Source organism: Bacillus sp. JK106, assembly GCF_053663355.1.
Genome location: NZ_JBSJQC010000004.1, coordinates 351107 through 376172 on the forward strand (window position 1 = coordinate 351107; position 25066 = coordinate 376172).

A 25066-nucleotide genomic window follows, 5' to 3' on the forward strand; every position below is an offset into this window, starting at 1 on the left:
TATTTTGAAAGGGTGATATGAAGTGGCGACGAAAAAAGTTTTTCTGGCAGGGCCTTTTAAAAGTTTAGTAGATGAGAAAACTGGATTGATGAGTACGTATGAGAGAGGAAAGCTGGAATCATTAATTTCCTTTTTTGAGAATGAAGGATGGCTGGTTCATAATGCTCACAAGCGGGAAGGGTGGGGGAAAGATTTCATGACACCCCTTCAATGCACTAAAATTGATTTTGATGAAATAAGCACTTGCGACCTTTTTGCAGCATTCCCCGGATCACCCGCTTCTCCCGGAACACATATAGAAATTGGATGGGCTTCTGCCTTGAAAAAAAAGATCGTGCTATTTCTAGAAAAGGACAAGGATTATGCTTTCTTAATTCAAGGGTTAAATGCAGTGGCGGATGTTGAGTACATCAGCTATAAAGATACAGATGATTTATTAGAGAACATTAAAAATATCTTTGCAGCATATAAGGCGGAATCTCAATGAGAAAGAGAACTTTTCATGAAGCATATACGGAAACGCTGTATGACATCTATCACAACCCTGAATTTTTCAATTCACCGCGCGGACAAAAAAGCAGAGAACAATTGAACTACCATCTGACTCTGGAAAATCCAATAGAACGTGTCACTTATTTATCCTCAAGAAAAACCAATATCGTGTTTAATTTTGCTGAAGTGTTATGGTATTTATCGGGGAGTAACGACTTAGATTTTATCAGTTATTACAATAAAAAAATGCCTTCATATTCAATGAATAAAAAAACATTAACAGGCACTGCGTATGGGCCTAAAATATTTGAATTCGGAAATGCAAAACTAAATCAATGGAATAGAATAAAAAATCTTTTGACACAAGAAGATATTGATTCAAAAAGGGCATTTATTCAAATATTCGATGCTTCGGAACTCTTCGTTTCAGAAAATATAGATGTTTCCTGCACAATCGGTTTGCAGTTTTTTGTGAGGGAAGGCGAATTATACATGTCTTCTGTCATGCGTGCAAATGATGCTTTTCGCGGGATGATCAGTGATCTTTTCTCATTTACCTTCATGCAGGAATTAATGGCCAGAGAACTGCGTTTAGAAGTCGGAGAATATTTTCATAATGCGGGATCAATCCATATTTATGATTCAGATCATGAATGGGCGAAAACGGTGCTTGAGGAAGCTGAAAATCACCATGATATTCCGGAATTTGAATTTCCGAAAATGCCTGAGGGAAATAACTGGCCGTCCATTGAAACAGTCTTAAAGTATGAAGAATTACTTAGGAAAGATCACATTTCTATGACAAAAAACGATATTGAAATGCTCGATTTACCTGATTACTGGAAACAGATTCTTTTCCTTTTCAGTATATACCAGCATATTGCATATAAACGGGATATGGATCATTCTCTATTTCAAAGTTTACTTCCTATATATCAATATTTCGTCAGGAATAAGTGGTCTCATTATTTCTCAATTGAGCAAAAGGAGGAAATTCAATGAAAACTTCATGGAAAGAAGACAGTGTTGCTGGTAAATTCGATGCTTATAATGACGTTTTAGAACAAACGTTAGGTTTTGAGTTTGTTTTTCGTACTTTTGATAAAGCGGAGATTAAAAAGGTGCTCGATTTCGGATGCGGTCCGGGAAAGGTAGCTTATAGGCTGGCTGACAGAATAGGCTGCAATGTGATCGCAGTCGATGAATCAAGGAAGATGTTAGATATAGCAAAGGCAAAAAGACAACATCCTCATGTGGACTATCATTTAATTGAACACGATAATCTTTCCTTCTTACCAGATCACTCGGTTGATGCTGCAATGGCCTGTTATGTTTTTATTAATACGGATAGTGACCAGCGTATCAAAGGTATCATAAATGAAATTTTTCGTGTGTTAAAACCAGGAGCTTCATTTGTCATACTCGATACGAATCCTGATTCAACCGGAATTGAATTTTCAACCTTCCGCAATGGAATACCGGGGAAAGAATATTCTTACGGAGAAGAAAGAAATGAATGGCTCCATGTTCCGGGACAAGCAGATTTAATTTTAAATGATTTTCATTGGCCGAAGTCAATGTATTATAAACTATTAACTCATGCAGGTTTTGAAAATGTAACTTTATCAGAACCAACGTTAAACGATATTGACCAAGAGCATGTAAAAGCCATAGAGAAAGAGTTTCAATTTAATAATTGGAAATGTGAAAAGGAGTATCCGCCTTTTGTCATTTTTAAAGCAGTGAAACCTGCCTGAAGGAGGAGTGTAAGTTGACGGATATTTATAAAGCGCTTTCGATTGCTGGGACTGATCCTTCCGGAGGGGCGGGAATTCATGCGGATTTAAAAACATTTCAGGAACAAAAGGTATATGGAATGGCTGTTATTACATCAGTTGTTGCACAAAACACACTTGGTGTGAAAAGTTTTGAGGAGATGTCTCTTCAGAATATATCTCAGCAAATAGACTGTGTCATGGATGATATAAAACCGGATGCTGTCAAAACCGGTATGCTTGCAAGTATAGGAATTATTGAATTGCTGGCAGAAAAGTTAAAAGACGCAAATATTCAATCGTATGTGATGGATCCGGTTATGATTGCTAAAAGCGGACATCATCTGCTCCATAAGGACGCCATTGATCATTTGAAGAAATTATTAATACCCCAAACAACTGTTATTACACCGAACATTCCGGAAGCGGAAGTAATCATCGGCAAATCAATCGAGACTGTACAGCAGATGCGTGATGCGGCGAAAGAAATAGTGGAGGTATACGGGGCGAAAAGTGCTGTCGTAAAAGGGGGGCACCTGAACGGAGAAGCCCGTGATATTTTGTACTTTGACGAGGACTTCGAGGAATTTGTTTCTCCCCGCTTTGATACAAAGCATACTCATGGAACAGGATGTACATTTTCAGCTGTGATAACTGCAGAGCTTGCAAAGCAGCACAGCATACCGGAATCAGTGGCAACTGGAAAGGAATTCATTTCAGCAGCCATTAAACATCCCTTAGGAATCGGGAAAGGACAAGGCCCTACAAATCATTTTGCGTATCGCTCAACTATTAACCAAGAGACAACCGCTTAAGGAGTGTTACGATGATCTCCAAGAATTATGATGTATTTTTATTTGATTTAGACGGAGTGATATATATAGGAGATAAAGCTTTACCAGGAGCTGTGGCCTCTTTAAAACGACTCCGTGAAGAAAAGAAAGCCATTCGCTTTTTAACGAATGATCCTTGTGTTACAAGAGAAACGATTGTGAAACGCCTTCATAAACTGGGGATTTCAGCAAGTATTGATGAAGTCGTTACTGCGGGGTGGGCAACAGCTGATTACCTTGTCAGTGAAGGAATAAAGAAGGCATATATATTGGGAAATGACCAACTTAAAAGTGAAATTCAAAAGGCCGGTATTGATCTTACGGAAGATCAAGCGGAGGCTGTTGTCATTGGATGGGATCAAAATATTACATTTCAGGATGTGCATAAGGCAGTAAACCTCATCCGCTGCGGAGCTTCATTTATCGCTGCAAACGGGGATAAAACATTTCCTGCCGCTAACGGACCAGCTCCCGCGACAGGCGCTATAGTCGCGGCTGTTAAAACAGCAGCTGCTAAAGAGCCGATGATAATTGGAAAACCGGCGTCTTCAATATTTGAAAAAGTACTAGAGCCTTTTGAGGATAAAGAGAGATGCGTTATGATCGGGGATACGCCTGAAACAGATATTGTCGGAGCAAACCAAATAGGCATAACTTCCGTATTAGTTTCTGATCAACATACTTTATTTCCTGCAAAACATGATTTTAGAAATCCGGATGTTGTGATCCGCGATCTGAAAGACTTGTTCGATAATGAAATAAAGGCAGAAGTACGGAAAAAACCGGATTTCCAATGGACAGAACAAGTGAAAGCCGGAGTCGCTGGAATTATAATGAAAGAATCAAGTTCCGTTTTATTAATGAAGCGTGCTGATAATGGTTTATGGGGCATTCCTTCAGGCCATGTGGAACCTGGTGAAACAGTTGAACAAGCAATTATAAGAGAAATAGAAGAGGAAACTGGATTAGTGGTGAAAGTCTCTAAAATGATAGGCGTTTATTCTGATCCGAGTTCACAAACCTTTATATACCCTGACGGCAGAGTCAGCCATTTTATTACCAATTGTTTTCAATGTGACGTCATCGGCGGCACTTTGAAAAAATCCACAGAGGAAGCCATGGAAATCAGATATTTTGATATCCATGAATTACCTGAACATCTCTTGCCGATGCACCCGAGATGGCTGGATGATGCTTTGGAAATGAAAGAGAATGCTTTTATTCGATAAGGAACAGTACGCCAAAAATACTTTTTGGGAGTTATTTACAAGAATTAACGATTCTCAACCCGTATCTCTCGGCCGCGTTCCAAAAACACCAAGTGTCACAGACCCTTGGTGTTTTTTAATTCCGGCAGGACCTTAATGCAAGAGCGGCAGAAAAGAAGGTATAATGGGCGGAGAAGAGGTGTCAGCCAATGAAAATAACCAGAGAGACATTAGAAAAACAGCAAATTTGGATATATGGTGTGACTCTTGTGATCGGCGGAATAGCGGGGATCGCCGGGAAAGATTCAGGACTTCGCTGGGGATGGACGATATCACCGCTTATCGCTGTTCTCATGTATGCCATGTTTGCCCAAATCCCATTCTTGAAGCTGAGGGAAGCCATGTCAAATCTTAAGTTTATGGCGGCTTTACTGATCGGTAATTTCTTAGCTGTACCTGTCGTTGTATGGGTGTTAACCGCTATTTTTCCTCAATCTCCTCCTATATTATCAGGGGTTTGTTTGGTATTGCTTACACCTTGTATTGATTACGTCATCGTCTTTACTCAGCTCGGCAAAGGAAATGAGAGATTAATACTGGCTTCCACGCCGGTTTTGTTCGCCGTTCAGATGGTATTGCTTCCGTTATACCTGTGGCTGTTTATCGGGAAAGAAGTAATAGGGACTGTTCATGCGGGACCGTTTCTGGAAGCATTCTTATTGTTAATAGCGGTGCCGCTGCTGGCGGCGGTGATGACTCAACTATGGGCTGATAAGAAGCCGGCGGGAGAAAAGGTGTTGGAATGGACGGCGTGGCTGCCTGTTCCTTTTATGGCTCTGGTCTTATTGGCGGTCGTCGCCACACAAATCGGCAAGGTCATCAGTGATGCTGACATCATTATACGTGTGCTTCCGATCTATCTGTTATTCCTGCTCATTATGCCGTTTGTCTCCCGTTTTATCGCATATGCGTTCCGTCTGAATACAGGTGAAGGAAGAGCATTGATCTTCAGCACGGGCACAAGGAATTCTCTCGCAGTCCTTCCGTTAGCGCTGGCTCTGCCGGATGCTTGGGCCTCATTAGCCGCTGCTGTTATCGTCACACAGACGATTGTTGAGCTGATCGGCGAATTGGTTTATATCAAAGCGGTGCCCGGATGGCTGCTCAAATAAAAAATAATCTGCGCTGAAAAAAACATACCAATAGATATTGGTATGTTTTTTATTAGAATTATAAAGTTGCAATATCAATGACGAAACGGTAGCGGACATCGCTTTGGAGAACCCGTTCGTACGCTTCGTCAACTTGATCGGCCGGTATCACTTCAATTTTAGGAGCAATGCCGTGCTCGGCGGCGAAATCAAGCATCTCCTGAGTCTGCGGAATACCGCCGACGAGTGAACCCGCAATGCTGCGGCGGCCCGTGATTAAGGAGAACACACTGTATGAGTCCGGCTTAGCGGGCGCTCCCACATTTACCAATGTACCGTCAATGCGAAGCAGGGATAAGTAGGCATCTACGTCAAGGTTCGCGGATACTGTATTTAAAATAAGATCAAATCGTCCGGCCAGCTCAGTGAATGTATTCGGATCGCTTGTCGCAAAGTAATGATCAGCTCCAAATTCAAGCGCTTCGTCTTTTTTGTTCATTGAGCGGCTGAGGAGGGTGACCTCTGCGCCTAAAGCGTGCGCGAATTGAACGGCTAAATGTCCGAGCCCGCCCATTCCGACAATCGCCACTTTTTTGCCGGGACCGGCATTCCAGTGTTTCAGCGGAGAATAGGTGGTAATGCCCGCGCACAATAGCGGACTGGCAGCATCCAAATCCAGCTGATCGGGAATACGGACAACGAATCTGTCAGTGACAACTATTTTCTGGCTGTAGCCTCCGTACGTAGGATTTCCGTCGTAGTCCAGGTTATTATAGGTCTGAACAACGCCTTTTGTGCAATATTGTTCGTCTCCGTTCAGGCAGTATTCACATTCCCCGCAGGAGTCTACAAAACAGCCGACACCCACACGGTCGCCGGCGGCAAATGTGGTGACTTCTTCACCTACGGCTTCCACAACTCCGGCAATTTCATGGCCGGGAACCATCGGAAAGATTCCGCCGCCCCATTCATCGAATGCGCTGTGGATGTCTGAGTGACAAATCCCGCTGTACTTAATATCAATCAGGATATCGTGCGGCCGTAATGCTCTTCTCTCAATCGTCGTCCGCTCAAATTTAGCTTTTGCATGCGGAGCGCTTAATACACGAGTCGGATGATTATTGCACATGGTTATCTTCCTCTCCAAGATAAAGTGATGAATCCTCTGTTCGGTTTTACTTTAAATGTTAAAGCGGACTTTAAGTCAAGGGGTTTGGTTTATTTTTTTATGAAATGATATTCTATAATGGCACGCTTATGAAAGGTATGAAGGATGGGTGGTAAGAATATGAAGATTGCGCAGGCTGCAAAGCAGGTTGAGTTATCAGCCGCGACGCTTAGGTATTATGAAAGTATAGGACTGATTCCTCCGGTAAAACGCGATGAAAGCGGCATCCGCGATTATGACGAAGATGATGTGAATTGGATTCAATTTATAAAATGCATGAGAAGTGCCGGGCTGTCGATTGAGGCGCTGATTGAATATACCGCTTTATTTATTGAAGGAGCCGATCATACGATCGAACCCCGAAAAAACATCCTTATAAATGAAAGGAAAAGGCTGACGGAGAAACAGAGGGAAATTGATGAAACTATAAAACGATTAAACAGGAAGATTGAGGATTACGAAGATATCCTTGAAAATGAAGCGAAACTTAAAAACAGATTGAAAGCTGAATGTATTTCTGAATGAAGAGAAGGTGTCCCGGGCGCCGGGCCGCATGAAATGTACCAAGGGAAACGAGCCTTGGTTTTTTTATTTTCTAAAGAGAGGAAACAAAACAGCTTTTTCTATCTTATCAATCATTACTTATCCTTTTTTCAGCTTGACTTTTTTACTGCAGACTTTTAAAGTGTGAAATGTTGCTTAGACTGTGATTAGCGACTTTAATGCTGAAAAGAGGTGGTTTACCCAGATGAACAATCATAAGAATCCTTGGGCGTTATTGCCTTTAGTCTTATTCGTAGGGCTTTTTGTCGGCTCTGGTCTGGTGACCGGAGATTTTTATAAATTGCCGATCTTGATTGCCGCGATCATTGCGTCAGCTTTTGCGCTGTTATTTAACCGGAAGAAATCGCTCAATCAAAAAATAGAATGGTTCGCTTCCGGTGCGGGACATCCTGATATTATCATTATGGTTATGATTTTTATATTGGCAGGTGCCTTTGCTTCAGCGGCTGAGGCGATGGGAGCGGTGCATTCAACTGTCAATCTTGCTTTGAGCATAATTCCGCAGCAGTTTTTGCTGCCGGGGCTGTTTATCATTGCTTGTTTTATTTCTATATCGATGGGAACATCAATGGGCACGATTGCGGCGGTTGCGCCGATCAGCGCGGGTCTGAGCGGAGAGCTTGGCATCTCCGGCGCGATTACGATGGCAGCTGTGGTCGGCGGAGCTATGTTCGGAGATAATCTTTCTTTTATTTCCGATACGACCATTGCGTCAGTCCGGACGCAAAAAACACAAATGATGGATAAATTCAAAACGAACTTCCTGATTGTTTTGCCCGCTGCTATTTTAACGGTTATTATCTTATTTTTTATTCCGGCAGGCCACGCGGGCCATGCGGGCGCTGCATCTTACAGCTGGATTAAGGTGCTTCCTTATGTCGCCGTGTTAGTTTTTGCGTTAATCGGTTTTAATGTGATGGCTGTCATATTCGGCGGATTGGTTTTGACGGGGATCATCGGATTGGCGGGCGGCAGCCTGACGTTTGACTCTTATTTTAAGGCGATTACGGATGGAATCGCCGGAATGAGCGATCTGATCATCCTGTCCATGCTGATCGGCGGGATGGTCGGCGTAATGAAACAAAACGGCGGGATCGACTTTTTACTGGAATTTATTACGAAACGAATCCGTTCCAAAAAAGGCGCCGAAGCCGGCATTGCCGGACTGGTCAGCGTGACGAATCTGGCTGCGGCCAATAATACGATCTCCATTATCGCAGCCGGGCCGATTGCAAAGAATATCGCTGATAAATTCAACATCGACAACAGAAAATCGGCAAGTATTCTGGATATCTTTTCGTGTATGATACAAGGATTGATTCCTTACGGCGCGCAGCTGTTATCAGCCGGGAAATTCGGGAATATTTCACCCGTCAGCATCCTGCCATACTCTTTCTATCCCGTTTTAATCGGAATCTGCGGCATCGCCGCCATTATATTTGGACTGCCGAAATTCACAAGAAATACGAAATAAAAGATAAAAAAAGGCGCCGTTCGGCGCCTTTTTTCTTTCATGACAGCCAAGCATTTCTCAAAAGCTGTACGCCCTGTGTGATCTGATCCGTATCGAGATGGGCGAAACCTAACTTTATGATCGGCGGTTCGGGCTTTCCGGCAACGAAATAAACAGCGGTAGGATATACCTTCACTCCGTACTGAAAAGCGCGTTCGATTAATGTTTCTTCTGTATAGTTCAGGTGAACTCTTACTAATATATACAATCCCGACTGCTCGCCGATGATCGTCACCTGATCGCCGAACTGCTGCTTGATATGTGAAGTCAAGTGCTGCATCTTACGCTTGTAGACAGTGCGCATGCGCTTAATATGGCGGGTCCATTCACCGGCCTTCATCAATTCAGCCATGGTCAGCTGATTAAGCGAAGAAGCGGTGCTTTCGAAATGAATAAACCGTTTTTTATACCGGTGCAAAAGGCGCTGCGGCAAAACCATATAGCTTATGCGGATGCCCGGTAGAAAGGATTTTGAGAAATTCCCTAAATAAATCACCCGGTCTGATTGAATGGAAGCAAGAGCGGGAAACGGCTGCTGTGTATAACGGAATTCACTGTCATAATCATCTTCAAGAATATAACCCTCTCTATGATTCACCCAATTGATCAGTGTTTGGCGCTGCTGAATGGACATGCTTACGCCGTAAGGGCTGTGATGGGATGGGGTCACATAGATTAATTTTTCTTTCATTGCATGCAATTGAGAAAAATCAGCTCCGTTTTCATAGACAGGCATCGTTTCCATAGATAGCCCGTGAAATTGAAATGCCGCTCTGGCACCGTCGAAGCCCGGATTTTCTACTATAACTCCGGAAAAATCCTCTTTCAGAATCCGGCTGAGATATATCAGCATCTGCTGGGTGCTGCTGCCGATGATAACCGAATCCGCATCTGTTTTCACTCCGCGTGATTCCAAGAGATAAGCGGCAATTTGTTCACGCAGGTCTCTCTCGCCGAACGGTTCACCGTACAGGAAGCTTTTCTCTGATGTCAAAACTTGATTGTATAATTTTCTCCATGTTTTCAGAGGAAAATGCTTTTGATCGACGGCTCCGGCGCGAAAATCAATCAGGGCCGGCTGAGTTGATTCGGTTTTCTCAGCGTAAACAACATCGTTTTCTTTTTGAAATAAAGAAGGTTCTACTTCATTTGCAAAATAACCTTTGCGTGTTTCCCCGCGAATGTATCCCTCCGCTAAAAGAAGATCATAAGCCATCAGCGTTGTATTGCGGCTTACCCGCAGGGAATCCGCCAGCTCCCGAATCGAAGGCAGCCGCTCATCTGCCTGAATATTTCCCTGCTCAATCAATGTTTTAAATTGCTCGTAAATTTGTTTATATTTCGGGGTGCCGCTTCTGAAAGCGAAAATCATATTTTTCATCAGATATTCTCCTCTGACATGTGTATTTATTTGAAACTGTACCTTTTTAAATGTCAGTTGATATCTTATTATAGCGGAAAGCGCTTTATCAATCCATGTTCAGAGAGGAGAGTTTTGTATGTATATTCCGGCTCCATTTCAGCTGAGTGAAGCTGAAGCGTGCGATGTAATCAAAGAGTATGGTTTCGCAGCATTGTTTTCAACGGCGGGAGGCATGCCGTATGCAACCCACCTGCCATTGATGATGAGTAAGGATAACGAATGCTTATACGGTCATTTTGCATTGCCGAACCCCCAATGGAAAGAGATTGATGGCCAAAACGTGTTAGCCGTTTTTCAAGGGCCTCATTGTTATATCTCGCCTAAATGGTATGAGACGAATCAGGCTGTTCCCACATGGAATTATGTGGCGGTTCATGTTTACGGAGAGGCGGAGCTTTTGGATGAGGAAGAAACCGTGCAGTCGATGAGTGATCTCGTCTTGAAATACGAAAGCCCCGACAGCCCGTACAAATTAGAGGATGTCGATGCGAAATTGCTGGCAGGCATGAACAAAGGGGTAAAAGGTTTTAAAATCAAAATCAGCAGAATAGAGGGGCAAGCAAAGCTGAGTCAAAATCATTCAGCCGCAAGACAAGGGCTGGTCGTACAACAGCTCAAACAGATTCCTCATACAAACGAACAGCTCATTTCCGGCTTGATGGAAGAAAACATCAAGCGGATCACTGCAAAAAACTGATCCATACCTTAAAAACATACCGGCAGCATGCGGTATGTTTTTTTCTGATTATGAAGCTTTTCTCAGGATGAATAACGACTCAAACAGCACATAAATCAACGGCGCCGATAAAATGAAGAAAGAATGAAAAATAGCATACGGTATGAGTAAGTAAACGATAAGTTTTAATAGAATGGAAGACGTTTTATTCAATGTCCAGCGATTCTTCAAGATATCAGTCATACAAGCTGAAACAAGGCCGACCGTCAAATATCCGGCTGCTATGTACAGATAAATAAAAAGGTAAAACCGGTCAGACAACGGCGGTGTGTCTTCTTGTGTCACTTTTAAACTCACATAAAAGACCAATAAAAAGCAAACGGACGAAATCAGAGCTAACAAAAGGTGTTTATATAAATACTTCTTCATGTGTTCACCTGCCTATGGCGCAATTATTTCTTAACATATTATGACATGGTTTTACCGCTGCTGAAAGAATTGGAAGTCCGGCTATATGAGCGGGGCGTAAAGAATCAATATCATCTTTTCATGAATCCGGATGTTTTGTTCGGATGGATGTAAAGAAGAATACACCAAAAAAAAAGCTGTCAGCTTGGTCCTGACGGCTTATTTTTGGGGAAAGGCTTATTTCTCCGTGGTGAAATAAAGCAATGCTATGACAGGAAAAGCGATTCCAATCCATAATGTGATACTCCACCCGCCTGAGGCGTATGCCCATCCTCCGATTGATGATCCTGCAGCGCCGCCCAGAAAGAAGATTGCCATGAATAATCCGTTTAATCGGCTGCGGAATTCAGGTGCCAACGAAAAAATGGCACGCTGACTGAGTACGAGGTTGGCAGATACCCCCATATCCAACAGGATAGCTGCGGCCACCAGAACTGCTATTCCGACGGGGGAGCTGCTCTGAATCATGAGCGGGAGTAATAAAGAAACGATGACAACACCGAGAGCGATTCCGGTAGCAAGCCGGGTCAAGCCGCGATCAGCCAGACGGCCGCCTATCGGTGCAGCCGCTGCACCCGCAATGCCCGCTAATGCATACAGCGCGATTGCCTTTTGAGAAAAATGAAAAGCAGGACCGGACAATAATAAAGGTACAGTCGTCCAGAATAAGCTGAAAGCTCCAAATACAAACGCATGATAAATGGCACGGCGGCGTAAGACCGGAGTCGTGCGCAGCAGCTTCCACATTGAACCGAGTAAGACGGTGTAGCTTGTGTTTGCTGTTGGTTTTCTGGCAGGAAGCACTTTTGATAAGACGATTGCCAGGACAACACTTAACGCGGCGGATAAAGCAAATATGGCATTCCACCCCCATATATCAGCGACCAGACTGGATATCGGACGGGAAAGCATAATACCGAGAAGCAGGCCGCTCATCACATTGCCGACAACCCGGCCTCGTGCGGCGTCTGGTGCAAGGTATGATGCGAACGGAACTAGCACTTGGGCTGCGATGGATCCCAGTCCGATGAAAAACGCAGCGGCTAAAAACAGTGTTCCATGCTTCACACATGCTGTCAGAGTTAGAGCGGCTGCGCTTAGTAGGAGCGATACCACGACAAGTTTTCTGTTTTCGATAATATCTCCCAAAGGGACGAGAAACAGTAGGCCGGCAACGTATCCGATTTGAGTCAGCGTGACAATCAATCCGGCACTGCTTGGAGAAAGCCCGATTGCCGCACTAATGAATCCTGCCAAGGGCTGTGCATAATAAAGATTAGCGACAATGATACCGCATGCCGTTGCGAGAAGAAGGGTTAAACCAGTTGAGATTCTCTGATCTGCTTTTTGTTTGTTTAATGTAGCCATGTGAATGAACTCCTTTTTAATGATTTTATGAGGTTTGATAAATATTTTGCTGATTCATCTCCTCCCCATAGATTTTTAGTGCTAAGGTTTTGCGGAGTGTTGAGCATTTCCTAAACTGTACGTTTAGTTTTTATAAGTAAATAATATACTGAACGTTCAGTTTTGTAAATAGGCTTCTGTTTTATTTTTTTATCATGTTAAGTATACTGAACGTATCGTTTATAATTCGGGAAGGAATGATTCATGTGCAGAGTAAACGAGGACGGCCGCGTGATGAAGGAACACATAAGGCGATTCTTTCTGCTGCCTATGACCTATTGTTGGAAAATGGCTTTGACGCGGTGACAGTCGATAAAATTGCAGAGCGTGCCAAAGTGAGTAAGGCAACGATTTATAAATGGTGGTCAAACAAGGCTGCCGTTATCATGGACAGCTTTCTTTCGACCGCTACGGACAGACTGCCTGTGCCCGATACAGGATCAACAGTGCAAGATATATTGATCCACGCCGCGAATTTAGCAAAGTTTTTGACAAGTCGGGAAGGAACCGTTATTAAGGAATTAATCGGTGCGGGACAGCTGGATGCAAAATTGGCGGAAGAATATCGCACGCGATTTTTCCAGCCCCGCCGCCTCCAAGCGAAAGGCCTTCTGGAAAAGGGAATTCAGAAAGGTGAATTAAGAGAGAATCTTGATATTGAAGTAAGCATCGATCTCATTTACGGACCGATTTTCTATCGCCTGTTGATCACAGGTGATGAGGTGAATGATTCCTATGTGCATGATCTTGTGATGAGTGCGTTTAAGGGAGTTCAAGCTACGTGAATAATTAAAAAGGCAGAACAATTTGTTCTGCCTTCTCCACTATGCCCAGCGGCTGCCACGCACGCATTCACCGCCGCAAGCCCCAATAACAGCTCGAAGAAAGGCTGGAGAAGCTGCAGAGCTGTTTCGTTGCCTGGAAATCCTGAAGCTTGAGCCAGAGGTGCTGTCTCAGCAGGAAAACATTTATAGGACGGGCAGGCGGAGCGCCGTATCAATATTTTGCAAATTAAACCGGACTTGTTCAGCTGTGTTCCACGGATGATACCAGCCTTTTTCTATCATATAGCGTGAGATTTGCTCATGCATGTCGATGGCTTCTTCTAAGTGACGGGTGAGGATCGCTTTCACTTCAGGCGTTCCGGCTTCCGTCGCCGCCATCGCATAGTTTCTGACTCCGCTTTTTGCCGAATTCAATAAATCCATAGCGACAATTTGGTCTGTCAGTGCATCCATCCCCGTCAAGTATTCCATAATTGGATTCATTCGTCATTCATCTCCTATTCATGCTTTGCCTCAGATAAAATCGAGGCAAATTCCTGCAATTGCCTTGTTGATGTATCCGCATCCTGCTGCATAATTTCTTTCAGCTGCGGATCGGATACGAGCGCTTTCATGGTTTTGGATTTCGTCAGACAAAGTGACTTAAAAGAAGCCATCTCCTGAATTTCGAGTAATTCATGTAAGGCGCTGGCCATTTCTGTAGCCTCCGTTCTTTAAGGTTTGAGTACAACTTTAATACAATCATCTGTTTTCGTGTCAAACATCTCATAGCCGTGCTTCGCTTCACTAAGCGGAATGACATGGCTTACAACATCGCCCGGATCAATTTTGCCGGTTGACACCAGTTCAAACATATACGGCATATAATGGATAACCGGAGCTTGTCCTGATCGGATATTGACGTTCCGCTGCATGATATCGCCAAGGGGAAACCCGTTGTATCTGCCGCCGTACACACCCGTAATCTGGATCGTTCCGCCTTTTCGCACCGCTTGGGACGCGATGACCAATGCGCTCATCGCCCCGCCTTGAAGTTTTAATCCGCTGGCGAGGAACTCCAGATCCGTCATTTTTCCGTCCATGCCGACGGCGTCAATAACCACATCAGCGCCGCCTTTGGTGATTTCCTTCAGGTAGCTGCCCGTATTTTCGTGGTCTTCGAAGTTCACGATTTCCACTTTATTCGTCCGTTTCGCATGCTGGAGACGGTAGTTGACATAGTCTACGGCTATTACGCGTTTCGCTCCCTTTAACCAGCAGAATTTTTGAGCGAAAAGGCCCACGGGCCCGCAGCCGAGAACGATGACCGTATCGCCTGCTTTTACGCCGGCATTGTCAACGCTCCAAAAACCGGTTGTCATCGCATCGGCAATAACACTCAATTTCTCATCCGGTTCTTCGCATGTTTCGGGGACTTTAAAATGGGTAAAGTTCGCAAAAGGGACGCGCAAATATTCGGCCTGGCCGCCCGGATAGCCGCCGGTACTCCCTGAATAGCCGAAATAAGCGCCCATATCGCCGTTTTCATTTGATTGATCACATTGGCTTTCCAGGTGATTTTTACAATAAGTGCATTCTCCGCAGGCAATATTAAAAGGAATAATGACGCGGTCGCCTTTTTTGACTTTCGTCACGCCGGGACCGGTTTCTTCCACGATGCCCATCGGTTCATGCCCGATGATGTAGTCTTCCTGCAAGTTCGGGATGAGTCCGTGGATTAAATGTAAATCTGATCCGCAAATTGCCGTACTTGTGACTTTTATAATCATGTCATCGTGTTTTTCAATCTTCGGATCAGGCACGTCTTTGACTACGACGTTTTTCACTCCTTGATACGTTACGGCTTTCATGCTGTAATACCTCCAGTGTTAGTGTTCATCAGGTGTGCGGTCAAACATCCCTTTTCTGTTCGTTTCAACGGGAAACAGATTCATGTTTCCGACCATGAGGGTATTTTTCGCAGAGAGCTGGTCCAGTTTATACTGTTCGCTCAGATCATGCGGGTGAAACCACTTTTTGCTGACCATCAAGTCGGTAATTTCCTGATGCATCGCGATTCCCTGCATGAGCTGTTTGCGCAGCAAAGCTCTTACATCAGGTGAAGCGGTTTCTGTTAAAGCGACGGCGGTATTTCTGACGCCTTCTTTTGCCCGTAAAAGAAAATCCATTGCGAATGTCATATCTGCGAGTTCAGGGACGTGTAATGAATTGATTGGATCTAAATAGTCATGATTCAATGATGCTTACCTTCCTTTCAATTGATGATCGAAGTCGGCCGGTTTTGAGGAACAGGAGCCTGAAAAGATGCACGTTCATAAACCGCCTGTAAATCAGCCAGGTCTTGAGAGGCTTGCTGAACATCTTTCTCCATTAACGTTTTCAGATCCTGATTAAACACAAGTCCTTGCATGAGCTTGGATTTCGCTACACAAAGCGTCTTGAAGTTAATCATTTCATGTAAGTCAAGCGACTCGTGAGCCGCTAATTCTCGCTTTTCCATAATGTCTTTTAAACCTCCCTTTCTAGAAATACGTAGTTAATTTCCCCTTAGAAAAGGACTTTAGTCTTACAAATTTTGTTTATAAGAAAAAAGAGAGAAGAAATCTGACGGTACATCAATAAAAGAGGAAGCCTAATCCCGAAGATGATAAGTCCGGCAAACACGATGCTTTTGAAAGCGGAAAAACAACCTGCGCTGATGACAAATATCCCAGTGATAACAAACAGAACGCTGACCGGGGCAACGAACCTGGTTCCCTTCCGCGAGATCATCCGGCTGGCGCTTAACAGGCCGATCAATGAGCCGAACGCAAGCCCATATATAACCAATCCCGCAGGCTGTTTTTTCTTTCACCCGTCATGCAGGACAGAAGGGGAAGGTGAGAAGAAGGCACTTATGGTATGATGACAAATAGAATAAAACATCGTGAGGCCGGTCGGCTAAAAGGAAGTGGACAGAGATTGTTTGGTACAAAACATCAAGAAGACTATGTCTCCCGTGACAGACGCTCATTGCATATGCTTGCGCTTCGGGTGCCCGGTCTGGCGTTTATTTTTATGGTATATGCCGCATCAGTCTCTTTGCAGTACATTTATGAAAGCTGGACGGTTTTATTGCTGCTGTTATTCACGATATTGATCGTCATTTTTGCCGTGCTGCACTGGCATTCCTATCGCTGGGTCAAGAAAAAAACGTTTCTTTATTTCATCATACAGGGATTTATTATATATACATCGGCTAACTTGATGACCGGCGGCTATATCGCGGCGGTCATCGGACTCTATGCCTTTTTAATCGGGCAGATTATCGGAATGGCGGATAAGGGCAAAACGCTGCTCATACTCTATCTTGTCATTTTAATGTCCATAGCAGCCCTGCACCAGGAGCATCCGCATCATCTGCTTCGTTTCATCGTTATCGCCGCTCCCATCATGATCGTGATTATCACGTATGCGGCAACATTTTTCGCACAAGTTGATGAAAAAATAAAAACACAGATGACGCTTGAAAAATTAGAGCTCGCTCACCGGCAAGTGAAACAGCTGACGCTTCAAAACGAGAGGCAGCGGATGGCGAGAGACTTGCACGATACACTTGCGCAAGGGCTGGTCAGTTTGCATATGCAGCTTGAAGCGGTGCATGTTCATCTTTCAAAGGGTAACACTGACAGAGCGAAAGACATCATCAGCCAGTCAATGGACAGAGTGAAGGGCACATTGGCTGATGCGCGCTCGGCCATTGACAACCTTCGCAGCAAATCAGAAGAGATCGGGTTCTTAAAAGAATGCATCACTGAACAAATCAACCATTTTACAGAAGCCTCCGGGCTGTCTTGTTTTTTAGATTACAGCGTGTATCATGTGCTTGACGTTCATACGGCGGAGAATTGCCATTACATGATCGGCGAAGGCCTGACTAACGCCGCCAAGCATGCAGAAGCCAAGAATGTCTGGGTGTCCGTTCAGGAAGAAGAGGGACAGATCCGCATAACCGTCAAAGATGACGGGAAAGGCTTTGATGCCGGAACAGAAATGAGAAAAAGCGGACATTACGGGCTGCTTGGGATACAAGAACGCGTCAATATGATGAATGGCACTTTCCGTATAACAAGCGCCAGAGCAGCGGGAACTCAAATTGAGATCATCATACCAATTCAAGGAGAAGCGGAACATGTATAAAGTGTTAATAGCAGATGACCATCTTGTCGTCAGAGAAGGTCTGAAGCTTTTGATAGAAACAAATGACCATTACACCATAACGGGAGAGGCGGAAAACGGGAAAACCGCCGTCCGCCTCGCAGAGGAACTAAAGCCCGATGTCATTCTCATGGATCTGTACATGCCGGAAATGAGCGGGCTGGAAGCCATTAAACAGATAAAAGAGCATTCTGATGTGCCGATCATTATTTTGACGACCTATAATGAAGATCATCTGATGATAGAAGGCATCGAATCAGGCGCGAACGGTTATCTGCTGAAGGACACAAGCTCAGAAACCTTATTTCATACGATGGATGCGGCGGTCAGGGGAGAAGTGCTTCTGCAGCCGGACACCTTGCGCCGTTTCCGGGAAATGAAAATGGAACGGGCAAATGCCAATGAAACACAGCTGACGGACAAGGAAATCATAGTTCTGCAAGCCGTTGCGAAAGGACATAAAAGCAAAGCGATCGCCTTCGATTTAGGAATCTCAGAGCGGACGGTAAAAGCGAGATTAACATCGATTTATAACAAATTAGGCGCTGATTCGCGGACGGAAGCCGTCACCATTGCCATGCAAAAAGGCATTCTGAAACTGAATATATAATGAAAAACTGCCCAAACGTACATGCCCCTATGTACGTTTTTTTTATGTGAATGTGAACTACAATTAGGCAGAAAGTAATGATTGGAGAGGAGTATTCGATGTCTGGTTTTTTATATAAATTAGGGGGATGGTCTGCCCGCAACCGATTCAAAATGATCATTGCGTGGCTCGTGATACTGATCGCTTCGATTGTGATCGCCATCTCGTTAAAGCCTGCTTTTTCTGAGGATATGTCAATTCCCGACACACCTTCTGAAAAGGCGATGGATATCATTCAAAAAGAATTTTCAAAGGGGCCCGATAAAGGAAGCATACGGGTTATTTTCGGAGCTGAAGACGGGAAGAAATTGACGTCAAAACCGGAAAAACAAGCGATTGAAGAGACATTAAAGAAGATCAAAACAGATCATTCAGTCGCTTCGATTGCAAGTCCTTTTGAGACAGGAACCATTTCTAAAGACGGATCAGTGGCATATGCCGATATTACGTACAAAAAAGCGGCGGATGACATTACGGATGCGTCTGTTTCACATATTAAACACAGTCTGTCCGCCGCCGGAGACAAGGGCCTGCAGACGGAGCTCAGCGGCGATGTGCCGGGGGCCGGTGTTGAAGTCGGCGGTGTCTCTGAAATTGTCGGCGTTGTGCTGGCTTTCGTCGTTCTGGCCATTACGTTTGGTTCATTAGTTATAGCGGGGCTGCCGATTGTCACAGCCCTGATTGGGTTAGGCGTAAGCGTCGCGCTGACGTTAATCGGAACACAGGTCTTTACAATAGCCTCGGTCAGTCTCTCATTATCCGGAATGATCGGCCTGGCCGTCGGGATTGATTATGCGCTGTTTATCTTTACGAAGCATCGTCAGTTTTTGGGCGAAGGTGTACAAAAAAATGAATCGATCGCTAAGGCTGCGGGAACGGCTGGCAGCGCCGTCGTTTTTGCGGGACTGACCGTGATCGTCGCGCTTTGCGGATTGACCGTTGTCGGCATTCCGTTCATGTCTGCCATGGGATTGACTGCGGCGCTCAGTGTGCTGATGGCTGTATTGGCATCAGTAACGCTGGTGCCTGCGGTGTTATCAATCGCAGGAAAACGGATGATTCCGAAATCAAACAAGAAGAAAGAAAAGAAAAGCGCCGACACGAATGCCTGGGGGCGCTTCGTTACAAAGAAGCCTATTCTGTTAAGCATTTTCAGCATTATTCTTTTAGCCGTCATCAGTCTGCCGGCCATGCATTTAGAGCTGGGGCTGCCTGATGCGGGAATGAAAGCGAAAGACAGCCCGGACCGCCGCGCCTATGATCTGTTGTCTAAAGGATTCGGCGAAGGCTTTAACGGCAAGCTGACAATTGTTGCCGATGCAAAAGGGGTCAAGGGGAACAAAAGTGAAGCATTTCAAGACGCCGTGAAAGAAATAAAGGACTTGCACAATGTGGCGAGCGTCACACCTGCCATGCCGAATCAAAAAGGGGATTATGCCATCATTACGGCAGTGCCTGAAACCGGGCCGAATGATAAGGCAACGAAAGAGTTAGTGCAGGATATACGGAAACGATCAGACAAAAACGGCATCCGCCTGCTCGTCACCGGGTCAACAGCGGTGAATATTGATATTTCAGACCGGTTAAATGATGCGATTCCGGAATTCGCCATTCTCATTGTCGGGTTTGCGTTTGTATTGCTGACCGTTGTTTTCCGCTCGCTTCTCGTGCCGCTTGCCGCCGTCGTCGGCTTTTTGCTGACGATGACCGCTACACTCGGGTTATCGGTATTCGTTCTGCAGGATGGGAATTTCACCGGCTTGCTCAGCATTCCGGAAAAAGGTCCGATTCTCGCCTTCCTGCCTATTTTAGCCATCGGTATTCTTTTCGGGCTGGCGATGGACTATCAAGTATTCCTTGTCAGCAGAATGAGAGAAGACTATGTCAAAACAAAAAATCCGGTACAAGCCATCCATGCCGGATTGAAACATAGCGGACCTGTCGTAACAGCGGCGGGACTGATCATGATTTTCGTCTTTGCTGGATTCATCTTCGCGGGGGACTCTACGATCAAATCCATGGGATTGGCAATGACTTTCGGTGTTCTTTTCGATGCGTTCATTGTAAGAATGACCATCATTCCGAGTGTCATGAAGCTGATGGGACATGCGGCCTGGTACTTGCCGAAGTGGCTGGATAAAATCATTCCGAACGTGGATATCGAAGGCCATAAGCTGACACAAGGCAAAACACCGGAGAAACCGGAAGAATAAAATGAAAAAGCAGATCGTTATGATCTGCTTTTTTTTATGTTCTGACCGCATTCATGAACAGAGAAAAAAGCTTTTTCATGTCTTCGTGCTTTTTTGTCAGCATTTCGGGATGCCATTGCACGCCGACGACAAATAATTCACCCGTCCGTTCAATCGCTTCAATGGCCCCGTCTTTCGCATAAGCCGCGGCTTTAAACGAAGGCGCCGTCTCTTTTATGATCTGGTGATGGAATGAATTCACCCGCGCTGAATCGCCAAACAAGGAATGGAGACGTGTCCCTTTTTCAAAAGAAACATGATGGGTTTTTAACGGCGGATCTTTTTCTTGATCGTGCTTAATGTCAGCAAACGAAGCGTGTGTCAGGTCTTGATATAAAGTTCCCCCGTAAGTGACGTTTAACATATGCATCCCCCGGCAGATTGCCAGAATCGGCTTTTCTAAAGCAACCGCCGTGAGAATCAGCTCCTTCTCGTAGGCATCCCGATCAGGAAAGGTCTTTCTTAAAGCCTGTAAAGGTTCTTCGCCGTAAAACAGCGGGTCTATATCCTGGCCGCCGGACAGAATGATGCCGTCAACATGAGAGACCTGTTCCTTTACAAGCGCCGTCTCTTGAATCACCGGCAATATAAACGGCACACCGCCGGCCTCAGAAACAGACTGAATATAATCATTATTGACATATGCCCGATTATAACCCGGGAAAGGGCCTGATTGATCAGCCATAATGTTTCCCGTAATTCCGATGCGTTTGGCCATCCTGCGTTCACCTGAACCTTTCTTTCTGAACCTTCTCGTATAAATCTGAACGTAGGTTGTACAAATCAGTTTGAAATTATTCCTCATGGTACGTGAACTTTCCAAAACAAAACCCGTGACAATCACGGGTTTTTACATTCATTTCAATTTCTTGATTTCTTCCGTCAGCTCTTTGAATTTTTGATCGAGCTCACGATATTGTTTATCAGCCGGAGTCATGAAGCTGAGTTTTCCGAGGACTTCCTGCCGTTCGGTTTCAAGCTTTAATCGCAGTTCTTCAGCATCATCCCTGACGGAGGGAGATTCTTTCCATTGTTTTCGGACGCTGCCATTTGAGATATCAAGCCGGATGTCCGTCGTCTTTTCGAGAAAGTAACGATCATGAGATACGATGATGAGCGTTCCGTCGTATCGGGCCAAAGTGTCTTCAAGCTGCTCGCGTGACGGCAGATCAAGGTGGTTTGTCGGCTCATCCAGAATCAGCACATCTTTCTCCTCTAAAATAAACGCCATCAGTTTGCATTTGACCCGCTCTCCCATGCTCATCTTGCCGATGGGTTCCGTCCATTGCGCTGCGGTAAATCCTAAATGCTTCATGAGGGATTGCACATTGCCCCTAGCTTCGAACGTTTCTTTGTAAAAAAGCTGTTCGGGGGTTTTATCAAGCGGAAGGTCGAATACTTCCTGGGTTAAATATCCGACGTTTGCAGTCGGAGAAATCCATATGCCGCCCTGCGCTTTTTCCTGACCGAGGATGACCTTCAATAATGTTGTTTTCCCGCTGCCGTTCGGGCCTGTAATCGCGATCTTTTCACCGTGCATCACAGTGAAATTCACGTTTTTAAAAAGCGTTCGGCCGTCATATGACTTTGTGACATCACTTACTTCTAAAAAACGCTTTCCCGCTTTTTTGCGGTGCTCAATGGAAAAACGGACTTCATACTCCGCTTCAACCGGTTCTGCTTTCGCTTTTTCAAGCTCTTTTTCAAGACGCTTCTGCTTTGATTTAATCTGGGCGTCCGTGCGTTTTGCTTTTACGCGGTGGTATTCTTTAAAGCCTTCTATTTTCGTTGATTGGGCGTGGGCTTTTTTCGACCAGGCGCTCAGCTCGTTCATTTGAGCTTCAATCCGTCTGATCATATTTTGCTGATTCTCATATTCCCGCTGCTGTGTCAGCCTTCTCTGTTTGCGGACCTCCATATAGCTTGAATAATTCCCTTTATGTTCAATGAGTTTCTTTCCTTCGATGGCCCAGATTTTTGTCGCCGCTGCATCTATAAAAGCACGATCATGCGAAACGAAAATAATGGTGCCTTTGTAATTCTTGATCTGATTCAGCAGTATTTCTAAACTGTGCTGATCGAGGTGGTTCGTCGGCTCATCTAATAACAAAAGTCCGCTTGAGGAGGAGAAACCTTTGGCAAGACGGGCTTTCAATTTTTCTCCGCCGCTTAATTGCGAAAAGGCGCGTGCGGGCACGTTCCACTTTTCTAACAAGGCTGCCTCCGCAGGCTCCGTGTGGCCGGAATCATAAGCTTCCGTTTCTTGTTCCACCATATATATGTTCACATCTTGCATCATCTGGATCTGTCCTTGTGACGGCGCTTTTTGATTGCAGATCAATTGCAGCAATAAAGATTTGCCGGCGCCGTTTTTACCGATAACGCCGATGATGTCGCCTTGCTGAACACTCGCGCTGATCTGTTCAAAAAGGGGAACACTGTTGATTTCATAACTGATGCCGCTTAACTTTAACATTTCTTTCATATGTCAATCCCTCGCTTTAAAGGGAGGACAAAAAAATCCTCCCAATTGATTTGGAAGGATTAGCCGTACCTGTGCATGATCAAATAAGCTATTTTTACATAGCTTTCTCGTATCGTATAGAAAATGGGCAGACTAATCCTATTTTTTCTGATTTGAAATATTTGATTTCAAACGGTCAAAATAAGATTAGTTAATCATTGTCCACCCATCATCCCTTCGTATTTGTTACGAACAGTGTAGCACACACTTATCTGTAAAAGCAAAGGGTATAAGCCTTTTTATTCCAGATTGGAGGCTTCCCACTCTTCTTCTAAAACGGCATAATAATATTCATCCCACCATTCATTATCATGGGGGATGCATTTTTTAAAAAAGCCTTCCCGCCTCATCCCGATCTTTTCCATCACCCGGTGCGAAGCCATGTTTTCCGGCTGACATGTCGCAACGATCCGGTGTAATTTCATCTTGTTAAACCCGAATGCCAGCACGGCGCGCGCCGCCTCTGAAGCATATCCTTTGCCCTGGTATTCCGGGTGAAACACCCAGCCGATTTCATACGTATGATCGCCAAAATACTGAAAAAAAACAATGTGGCCAATGACCGTTTTCTCATCCTTCAATAAAACGGGAAACTTCCCGGTATGTTCACCGCTGTTTTCAGTAACGAATTTCCTGGCATCTTCTTCGGTAAAGACACCCTCTGGTATATATTTCATGACACTCGGATTCGAGGTGTACGCATAGACATCCTGCCAATCTTCCGGTTCAAATGTCCGAATTACGAGCCTTTCAGTTTTGATATTCATTTTTTTATGTTCCTCCATCAAAAAAGGTTTCATTTACTACTTCGATTGAAAGATATAAAAAACCTTTGAGCGGGGAAGAGCCGGATAAAAAAAGCCTGCAGCTATACACTGCAGGCGGTTATTTTTCATTTGCGGCGGCGGGCAGGTTTGTAAACCCGAATTGCCCTCCGACAGCTTCTTTTACTTCATGAATAACGATAAATGATTTCGGATCAATTTTTTGAACATGTTTTTTGATTTTCAGCAATTCGTTCTTTTTAATGACAACATAGATAATGCGCTTGTCTTTGCTGCCGTAATACCCGTATCCGTAAAAAATCGTCGCCGCGTTGCCGTACTCGGAGGTGATGGCTTTGGCGATTTCTTCGTATTGGTCAGACATAATGGTGAGGGCTTTTTTATTATGGAAACCCTCAATGACAATATCGACGATTTTGGCGCACAGATAAACGAATATAAACGTATACAGCATATGATTGATTCCGATCGCTAAAACGGATGCGAAAATGATGACACAATCCATATAAAACATGCTTTTGGAGATGTTAAAGCCCTTTGTGTAATTCAATAAATACGCCAAAAGCGTGGTCCCGCCGGTAGATCCGTCAGCGATAAAGATCAATGCCAGCCCCGCTCCCATCAGCAGAGCGCCGAATACGATCCCGAGCACCATGTCGTGCACGCCGAATGGAATAAAGCTGACGATGCTGAGAAAAACAGAAGTCATTCCCGTACCGAGTATCGTGAATAAAATCGTTTTTTTCGTTAAAAATTTATAAGCCAACCCGATAAAAATCAAATTTACAACCAGAGTCGTAATACTTGCAGGTATATGGAAAAGATAATATAAAACGAGAGCGATTCCCACGGTGCTGCCGTCCCCTAAATGATTCGGGATGACGAAAAATTCCACGGACGCCGCGATAAGAAAGGCTCCGGCCATAATCATCAGTATATCCTTGCAAATGTTCTTCATATGCAAACCTCCTCCGCAGTCAAAAATATATAAAAAACAAAAACGCCTCAAAAATTATCCAGCAGAACTAAATAATTTTTAAGACGAATCATTCACAATCTCGTTTGTTCATTCAGTAAAGAATGATCAGCTTCAATATCGAAGATTATATAGACACCTTCACATCTTGTCAATGCCGTGAAAATTGATTTTTCAGCAGTGTATATGAGGTTTGAATCAAATCAAAACGAGGAATGAT

General features: G+C 44.5%; 26 protein-coding genes. 13 read left to right on the top strand and 13 right to left on the bottom strand.

The window, feature by feature from the left end; all coding sequences use genetic code 11:
• Nucleotides 1-22: 22 nt before the first annotated feature.
• The 6 genes from ACWJJS_RS17100 to ACWJJS_RS17125 all read left to right on the top strand — a co-directional run bounded on the left by ACWJJS_RS17100 (nucleotide 23) and on the right by ACWJJS_RS17125 (nucleotide 5480).
• Nucleotides 23-487: a TIR domain-containing protein gene (locus tag ACWJJS_RS17100; RefSeq protein WP_014417011.1), complete on the top strand. Its 465-nt coding sequence runs from the start codon at nucleotides 23-25 to the stop codon at nucleotides 485-487.
• Nucleotides 484-1494: a thymidylate synthase gene (locus ACWJJS_RS17105; protein WP_278071603.1), complete on the top strand. Its 1011-nt coding sequence runs from the start codon at nucleotides 484-486 to the stop codon at nucleotides 1492-1494. Before ACWJJS_RS17100 ends, ACWJJS_RS17105 begins: the two co-directional genes overlap by 4 nt.
• Entirely contained in the window at nucleotides 1491-2249 is a 759-nt protein-coding gene (locus ACWJJS_RS17110) for a class I SAM-dependent methyltransferase (protein WP_014417013.1), read from the top strand. The genes ACWJJS_RS17105 and ACWJJS_RS17110 overlap by 4 nt, the downstream gene beginning before the upstream one ends.
• Before the next feature lie 14 nt (nucleotides 2250-2263).
• Entirely contained in the window at nucleotides 2264-3082 is an 819-nt protein-coding gene (gene thiD, locus ACWJJS_RS17115) for a bifunctional hydroxymethylpyrimidine kinase/phosphomethylpyrimidine kinase (protein WP_014417014.1), read from the top strand.
• A gap of 11 nt (nucleotides 3083-3093) precedes the next feature.
• The gene (locus ACWJJS_RS17120) at nucleotides 3094-4329 is read left to right on the top strand and encodes an HAD-IIA family hydrolase (protein WP_369614656.1); all 1236 of its coding nucleotides are present in this window, start codon (nucleotides 3094-3096) and stop codon (nucleotides 4327-4329) included.
• Between the two features lie 188 nt (nucleotides 4330-4517).
• Nucleotides 4518-5480 carry an arsenic resistance protein gene (locus tag ACWJJS_RS17125; protein ID WP_102422378.1) on the top strand — a complete coding sequence of 321 codons (963 nt, stop codon included), beginning with the start codon at nucleotides 4518-4520 and terminating at the stop codon, nucleotides 5478-5480.
• Between the two features lie 58 nt (nucleotides 5481-5538).
• On the opposite strand, the gene ACWJJS_RS17130 is transcribed toward ACWJJS_RS17125, so the two are convergent.
• On the bottom strand, nucleotides 5539-6588 hold the full coding sequence (locus tag ACWJJS_RS17130) for an NAD(P)-dependent alcohol dehydrogenase (protein ID WP_369614657.1): 1050 nt from the start codon (nucleotides 6586-6588) through the stop codon (nucleotides 5539-5541).
• Nucleotides 6589-6747: 159 nt separating this feature from the next.
• Between ACWJJS_RS17130 and ACWJJS_RS17135 the strand changes: the two genes are divergently transcribed.
• The gene (locus tag ACWJJS_RS17135) at nucleotides 6748-7152 is read left to right on the top strand and encodes a MerR family transcriptional regulator (protein ID WP_007409338.1); all 405 of its coding nucleotides are present in this window, start codon (nucleotides 6748-6750) and stop codon (nucleotides 7150-7152) included.
• A 223-nt stretch (nucleotides 7153-7375) separates the two neighbouring features.
• Complete coding sequence (locus tag ACWJJS_RS17140; protein WP_369614658.1) at nucleotides 7376-8665, top strand: Na+/H+ antiporter NhaC family protein; 1290 nt, start codon at nucleotides 7376-7378, stop codon at nucleotides 8663-8665.
• Nucleotides 8666-8702: 37 nt separating this feature from the next.
• Here ACWJJS_RS17140 and pdxR read toward each other — a convergent pair whose 3' ends face one another.
• A complete protein-coding gene (pdxR, locus tag ACWJJS_RS17145) occupies nucleotides 8703-10085 on the bottom strand; it encodes a MocR-like pyridoxine biosynthesis transcription factor PdxR (RefSeq protein ID WP_369614659.1) in 1383 nt (460 codons plus the stop codon).
• A gap of 118 nt (nucleotides 10086-10203) precedes the next feature.
• Between pdxR and ACWJJS_RS17150 the strand changes: the two genes are divergently transcribed.
• Nucleotides 10204-10824, top strand: a complete 621-nt coding sequence (locus ACWJJS_RS17150; RefSeq protein ID WP_369614660.1) for an FMN-binding negative transcriptional regulator — start codon at nucleotides 10204-10206, stop codon at nucleotides 10822-10824.
• A gap of 48 nt (nucleotides 10825-10872) precedes the next feature.
• Here the strand turns inward: ACWJJS_RS17150 and ACWJJS_RS17155 are convergent, their stop codons facing one another.
• Together ACWJJS_RS17155 and ACWJJS_RS17160 are read right to left on the bottom strand one after the other, a co-directional pair.
• Complete coding sequence (locus tag ACWJJS_RS17155) at nucleotides 10873-11232, bottom strand: hypothetical protein (RefSeq protein WP_229041590.1); 360 nt, start codon at nucleotides 11230-11232, stop codon at nucleotides 10873-10875.
• A 216-nt stretch (nucleotides 11233-11448) separates the two neighbouring features.
• Nucleotides 11449-12639, bottom strand: coding sequence for an MFS transporter (locus tag ACWJJS_RS17160; RefSeq protein ID WP_101562762.1), 1191 nt, complete (start codon nucleotides 12637-12639; stop codon nucleotides 11449-11451).
• A 245-nt stretch (nucleotides 12640-12884) separates the two neighbouring features.
• Between ACWJJS_RS17160 and ACWJJS_RS17165 the strand changes: the two genes are divergently transcribed.
• Nucleotides 12885-13463, top strand: coding sequence for a TetR/AcrR family transcriptional regulator (locus ACWJJS_RS17165; RefSeq protein WP_102422381.1), 579 nt, complete (start codon nucleotides 12885-12887; stop codon nucleotides 13461-13463).
• Between the two features lie 183 nt (nucleotides 13464-13646).
• On the opposite strand, the gene ACWJJS_RS17170 is transcribed toward ACWJJS_RS17165, so the two are convergent.
• The 5 genes from ACWJJS_RS17170 to ACWJJS_RS17190 are packed head-to-tail and all read right to left on the bottom strand — an operon-like array spanning nucleotide 13647 to nucleotide 15963.
• Nucleotides 13647-13946: a spore coat protein gene (locus ACWJJS_RS17170; protein ID WP_327968939.1), complete on the bottom strand. Its 300-nt coding sequence runs from the start codon at nucleotides 13944-13946 to the stop codon at nucleotides 13647-13649.
• 14 nt (nucleotides 13947-13960) lie between these two features.
• Nucleotides 13961-14158, bottom strand: a complete 198-nt coding sequence (locus tag ACWJJS_RS17175) for a hypothetical protein (protein WP_053573697.1) — start codon at nucleotides 14156-14158, stop codon at nucleotides 13961-13963.
• Between the two features lie 18 nt (nucleotides 14159-14176).
• Entirely contained in the window at nucleotides 14177-15313 is a 1137-nt protein-coding gene (locus ACWJJS_RS17180; protein ID WP_003156072.1) for a zinc-dependent alcohol dehydrogenase, read from the bottom strand.
• Between the two features lie 18 nt (nucleotides 15314-15331).
• Nucleotides 15332-15700 (bottom strand): spore coat protein, encoded by a 369-nt coding sequence (locus tag ACWJJS_RS17185; RefSeq protein WP_070081429.1) that lies wholly within the window; start codon nucleotides 15698-15700, stop codon nucleotides 15332-15334.
• 17 nt (nucleotides 15701-15717) lie between these two features.
• Complete coding sequence (locus ACWJJS_RS17190) at nucleotides 15718-15963, bottom strand: spore gernimation protein GerQ (RefSeq protein WP_101562767.1); 246 nt, start codon at nucleotides 15961-15963, stop codon at nucleotides 15718-15720.
• Between the two features lie 518 nt (nucleotides 15964-16481).
• Here ACWJJS_RS17190 and ACWJJS_RS17195 point away from each other — a divergent pair.
• From ACWJJS_RS17195 to ACWJJS_RS17205, 3 genes are all read left to right on the top strand, one after another.
• Nucleotides 16482-17642, top strand: coding sequence for a sensor histidine kinase (locus tag ACWJJS_RS17195; RefSeq protein ID WP_232213379.1), 1161 nt, complete (start codon nucleotides 16482-16484; stop codon nucleotides 17640-17642).
• Complete coding sequence (locus tag ACWJJS_RS17200; protein WP_454023732.1) at nucleotides 17635-18270, top strand: response regulator transcription factor; 636 nt, start codon at nucleotides 17635-17637, stop codon at nucleotides 18268-18270. The genes ACWJJS_RS17195 and ACWJJS_RS17200 overlap by 8 nt, the downstream gene beginning before the upstream one ends.
• A 98-nt stretch (nucleotides 18271-18368) precedes the next feature.
• On the top strand, nucleotides 18369-20522 hold the full coding sequence (locus tag ACWJJS_RS17205; RefSeq protein WP_454023733.1) for an MMPL family transporter: 2154 nt from the start codon (nucleotides 18369-18371) through the stop codon (nucleotides 20520-20522).
• 34 nt (nucleotides 20523-20556) lie between these two features.
• Here the strand turns inward: ACWJJS_RS17205 and ACWJJS_RS17210 are convergent, their stop codons facing one another.
• The 4 genes from ACWJJS_RS17210 to ACWJJS_RS17225 form a co-directional block, all read right to left on the bottom strand.
• A complete protein-coding gene (locus ACWJJS_RS17210; protein WP_204530314.1) occupies nucleotides 20557-21279 on the bottom strand; it encodes a gamma-glutamyl-gamma-aminobutyrate hydrolase family protein in 723 nt (240 codons plus the stop codon).
• A gap of 138 nt (nucleotides 21280-21417) precedes the next feature.
• The gene (gene abc-f, locus ACWJJS_RS17215) at nucleotides 21418-23046 is read right to left on the bottom strand and encodes a ribosomal protection-like ABC-F family protein (protein WP_165409815.1); all 1629 of its coding nucleotides are present in this window, start codon (nucleotides 23044-23046) and stop codon (nucleotides 21418-21420) included.
• Between the two features lie 278 nt (nucleotides 23047-23324).
• Complete coding sequence (locus ACWJJS_RS17220) at nucleotides 23325-23852, bottom strand: GNAT family N-acetyltransferase (RefSeq protein WP_416406095.1); 528 nt, start codon at nucleotides 23850-23852, stop codon at nucleotides 23325-23327.
• A 118-nt stretch (nucleotides 23853-23970) separates the two neighbouring features.
• Entirely contained in the window at nucleotides 23971-24828 is an 858-nt protein-coding gene (locus ACWJJS_RS17225; RefSeq protein WP_276123259.1) for a YitT family protein, read from the bottom strand.
• Nucleotides 24829-25066 lie beyond the last annotated feature (238 nt).